Source organism: Calothrix sp. UHCC 0171 (assembly GCF_034931845.1).
GTDB lineage: Bacteria > Cyanobacteriota > Cyanobacteriia > Cyanobacteriales > Nostocaceae > Brunnivagina.
In genome coordinates this window covers 1-4,241 of sequence record NZ_JAYGHN010000095.1, presented here as the reverse complement: position 1 = coordinate 4,241, position 4,241 = coordinate 1, and the positions used below count along the sequence as shown (strand labels likewise).

General features: G+C 37.6%; 3 protein-coding genes and 1 pseudogene. All 4 read right to left on the bottom strand.

Annotated features, from left to right (window positions below; translation table 11 throughout):
* A pseudogene (locus tag VB733_RS27325) lies at positions 1 to 853 on the bottom strand (ATP-binding protein); the annotation flags it as partial.
* Positions 854 to 988: 135 nt separating this feature from the next.
* Positions 989 to 1,741, bottom strand: coding sequence for a hypothetical protein (locus VB733_RS27320; protein ID WP_323343184.1), 753 nt, complete (start codon positions 1,739 to 1,741; stop codon positions 989 to 991).
* An 18-nt stretch (positions 1,742 to 1,759) separates the two neighbouring features.
* Positions 1,760 to 3,352, bottom strand: a complete 1,593-nt coding sequence (locus tag VB733_RS27315) for a hypothetical protein (protein ID WP_323343183.1) — start codon at positions 3,350 to 3,352, stop codon at positions 1,760 to 1,762.
* A 24-nt stretch (positions 3,353 to 3,376) separates the two neighbouring features.
* A complete protein-coding gene (locus tag VB733_RS27310; RefSeq protein ID WP_323343182.1) occupies positions 3,377 to 4,111 on the bottom strand; it encodes a hypothetical protein in 735 nt (244 codons plus the stop codon).
* Between the last annotated feature and the right edge of the window lie 130 nt (positions 4,112 to 4,241).

The following is a 4,241-nucleotide window of genomic DNA, read 5'->3' as shown; positions in this document are numbered from 1 at the left end:
AAGCAGCCAATTTCGCACTCAGAGATTTACCTGTCCCCGGTGCTCCCCAGAGAATCATCCCTTTAGGAAAACTGAGGTTATGTTTCTTCGCTTCCGGCTTGAGCAACACCGCAGCGCGTTCTAAAATATCTTCCAATAAATCTAAACCAGCAGCTTGAGGTACATCCGGTTCGCTAAGGAATTCAACACCTTGATTTTTGAGTTTGCTTTTCTTGTAACTTAAAACTCCATCAATGAGTTCTTCGAGATTACAACATAATCTCAATAATCGAGTAAATAAAATCTCTAATTCCCCCAGAGGTAAACCCAAACAAGCTCTAACAAATGGTTCTAATAGTTGCGGATTTGCTTTGAGATGTGATGTAAAATTAGATTTACTAACAATAAAACTCTCAACTTGTGAAATGTTCGGTAAAGAGTTATATACGACAGGGATTAAAGGTAATAAATCACTCGGAAGCTCGACATAACTTTCTAGGCATATTATAAATTTTGGTGCATGACTGATAGGAAAACTGTAAGCTAAATTACTCAAGATGATTCTGGTTTCTGGGGCTATTGTACCTGTAGATGAGATGACACTTTCAAAAGCGAATACACCCGGTATTGTAGGATTATTGAACAACCATTCCAAACCTGATTTACACGGAATATTACTATTATTTAGATTCGAGGAATCATCCACCTGCTGTAATTTTGAATAACCTATATTCCAAAAATAAAGAGGTAAATTATGTTGTTTTGCCAACTGCGATAAAATTTGCAATACTCTCTTTCTTTCTGTAACTGGGGTCTCTAGTGCGACAATTGCTTGTCTCGTGTCAAACAGGGTATGCAAGTGATTTAATGACATGATGGATGGAGAGAGTTTTTTAGATAGTGCGATCGCTGAAGACTTAAGTTGAGTCCCAAAGGGACACGTTCCGCGTAGTTTACTTCCACGGAGGGGTACGCTTATAGCACAACTATAAGTGTTAAGTAAAATTAACTATTTAACTAAATTTATCAATGATTGTTGGAAAGATATGGGAGGTTTTAACTTTTCCTCGATTCCCAATAAACCCAACTCAGTTATTAATGGAAGAGAAACCTTTGTTTGTATAGCAATCTCAATTAAAGTTTTATCTGAGGTATTTCGAGCTAATGCAATAAATTCTCGAATTTTGGTAACTACAGGGTCAGATGCTGAAGTATAACCTCGACGAATTGCAATAATTAAACCTTTTTCGATATCACTAATTGTGGCTTTATGAGAAGAACTTACTTGTACGCTGGGTTCATGTCCTACTGAGTTAGGTGTTTGATTGGAAATTGCGATACCACTGTAAATAGGAGCGCTACTAATCTTCTTTAAATTAAAAGTATAAAGATGAGATTGACCATCACTATTTCTAGTTTTTATAAACAAATTTGTATTACTAGTTGTCGTTAGATTTGGAAATCTCAATGGTTGAATTCGACGGATAAATAAAGTTGCAGATTGACCATTTTCCAAGGGTGTATCGGTAGAATAAGTAAAATTGCTGGGGTCGGATAGAAAAACTTGGGTAATCCGCTCATTGATTCCAGAAAAATCAATTACAGTTGCTCTCCCATTCCCAACTTTTATCTCAATTGCTCGTGAGTTTATCCCTCTCGCTTGGCTAGCATTAACTGTTAATATTGCAGGTTGAGAGAATGATGGATTGGCATTGCAAATAATTGATATTCCCACAGCGATCGCAATTGATTTTATCAACATTGTTGTTTTCATAAATCGCTAATTGTAAGGCGAAATTTCAAGATAATTATTGAAAAATATCGATACTTTTGTATTTACAGGTAAAATCGCCACATCTGGACGTTTAATAATCTCACTGCTTGCTTTATCCGCACGTTGACTCAAGCGCTGTGACATCGGTTTGAAAAATCCTTCTACTGCTGCGGCTAAAATATTTGGCTTATTTGCCTTGGTTGTGATTATTTGGCTGTTAAAATCTCCATTGGAAGTAGTAATGGAAGATTGATTTTGATTTTGGTTGAAAACTTCTCCAGCACGACCAGCAGCACCAAGCAATCCAATTAAAATATCTTGTTGAGCGATCGCTTGACCTTTATCCGTCATCGATTTAGCAATCAATGGCTTCTGGTTTTCTGCTTGAATAGAAATTACACCTTGGGGTATTTGTTGCTGTTGAATGCGACCAAATTTGTCTGTGAAAATACTTGCTATGACGTTATTTTGTACTAATTTATTTTCCTCGGATACCGCATCCACATCGACAATAAAAATTGTGCCTTTGGGGAAAATAATGCGGTTATTTGTAGAAATGACTTCTTGTTGCGATCGCACTGCAAATCTAACCCCATTTTTTCCTGACTGTGTCCAAATCATTGGTACTAAAACTTCTCCCTTCGCAGTTGTCCCAATTTGGATTTGAGTTGGGTCATTATGTTGGGGAAATAATACTGTGGAATTATTGCGATCGCGATTAGGATTGGTTCGGTTTAAAATACCCCACTCCCCAGGTGTTTGAGTTTGGGTTGAGTTTCGTAAAACACTAGGAAAATTAGATTGATTGTTATCGATTGCGACTGCGGGAATAATATTTGTGTTTTCGCTTAGATTTTGTTCGTCCCTATCTTGGGAAATACTATTGGCGTTTATTTCTTGAGTTACTTCCTCAGAATTACTGTTTTTCGCAACTTCGGTAACAGCATCACCTTTAATACTTTGTTGTCCCAAAGTCGCAAGTTGATTCCAACGCTCGAAGGGGTCAATTTTTTCAACAGAAGGAGTAACTTTCGTTAGAGCAACAGGTTTTGATTGCGATTGAACGGGTACTGTTTCGCGAACAATTCTTGGTGGAGATGGAACTAGAACCCGTTCGCGAATAATTCTTGGTCTTGGTGTGGGAACGGGACGAGTTCGTTGAGTTTTTTCCGTTGTGCTTGGTTGTGGTGAAGTAGTAACTTGTGTTTGTGTTTGTTCCAGGTTGCGACTCTCTTGGTTACGTAGTGCTAACTCAGCTTTGAGACGCGCTGCTTCATCGCTTTCTGGGGAAGCTGTGTTTATCACCGTTGGTTTTGGAATAGGTGCTTTAACAATAGGTTTAGGTGCAAGGAAAATCGACCATACCATCCAACCAAAACTCATTACACCACCAACTAAAAGCGATGCGATCGCAAACCGAATTAAAGGATTTTCGCTGTCGTCAATTGGTTCTGCTTGCTCGGAATCTCGTTGGATGAGATATTCGCGATCAATTAAAGCTATTTTTTCTGGTTGGTATCCAGATAATTCTAATTCTTCCTCTGGAGTCAGTTCTTCATCATTTGATTCATTAGTATAACTTTCATGAAGGTTTTCCATAATTAATATCCATGATTTATATGACTATTTATTAGTTGTAAATTCAGCTATTTTTGTGATTTCTAAACCCGCACTTCTGATTTCATATAATTGCTGTTCTAGTGGGGAGTTATTATTGAGAGATTGGGAAGGAATATCTACAGCTTGTAAACGAAAAGTACGATTAAAATTAATTTCCTCATCCGCACCACCTGCTAAATTAACCAATACTCGCGTTGCCACCATATCGACTTCCCACTCACCCATTTTGATTTGTCGAGGAGCAGAGAGGTAGGAAATAATAATTTTGGAGCGGATTTGACCAGCAAATACACGGGAGGGTGTAATTTCTGCGATCGCATTTAGCGCTGCTTGACGAAAGCCCTGTTTCCCCGATTGAATCAAAAATGAGCCAATATAAGCATTTGTTGTAATTCGTTTGCCTTTCCCAATATCTCGTCCTTTATCGATATCTTTGGTTCCAGGAATATTTCCATCCCAGTTGAATGTTAAATTCGCCCATTGTCTCACAGTATTTTTGATAACTTCTGGGTGGCGATACAGATAATCTTGTTCGGAGATAACTAAAGAGCGACCATTTACTAATTGAACAAAAGTTGTTTTCTTCGTAGCAAGTTGATTGAATTTAAAACTGAGAAATAATAAGAATAAAAAACTAATTAAGCTAAATGTAGTCAATCCGATAAAACATAATGGGAGTATATCTTTTGAATCTAATAATAATTGAGGTCGCTTAACTTTTGAGATAGACTTTAACATTCTCTAAACTCTCCCTACAAAACCTGTAGCTACTGCCAAGACTCCATCAAAAGCAGCATTAACTAAAGCCGGAACTCGATTATTTATTCCCGTATAAAGCGCAATTCCTCCCCCTCCGGCAATTAATAAA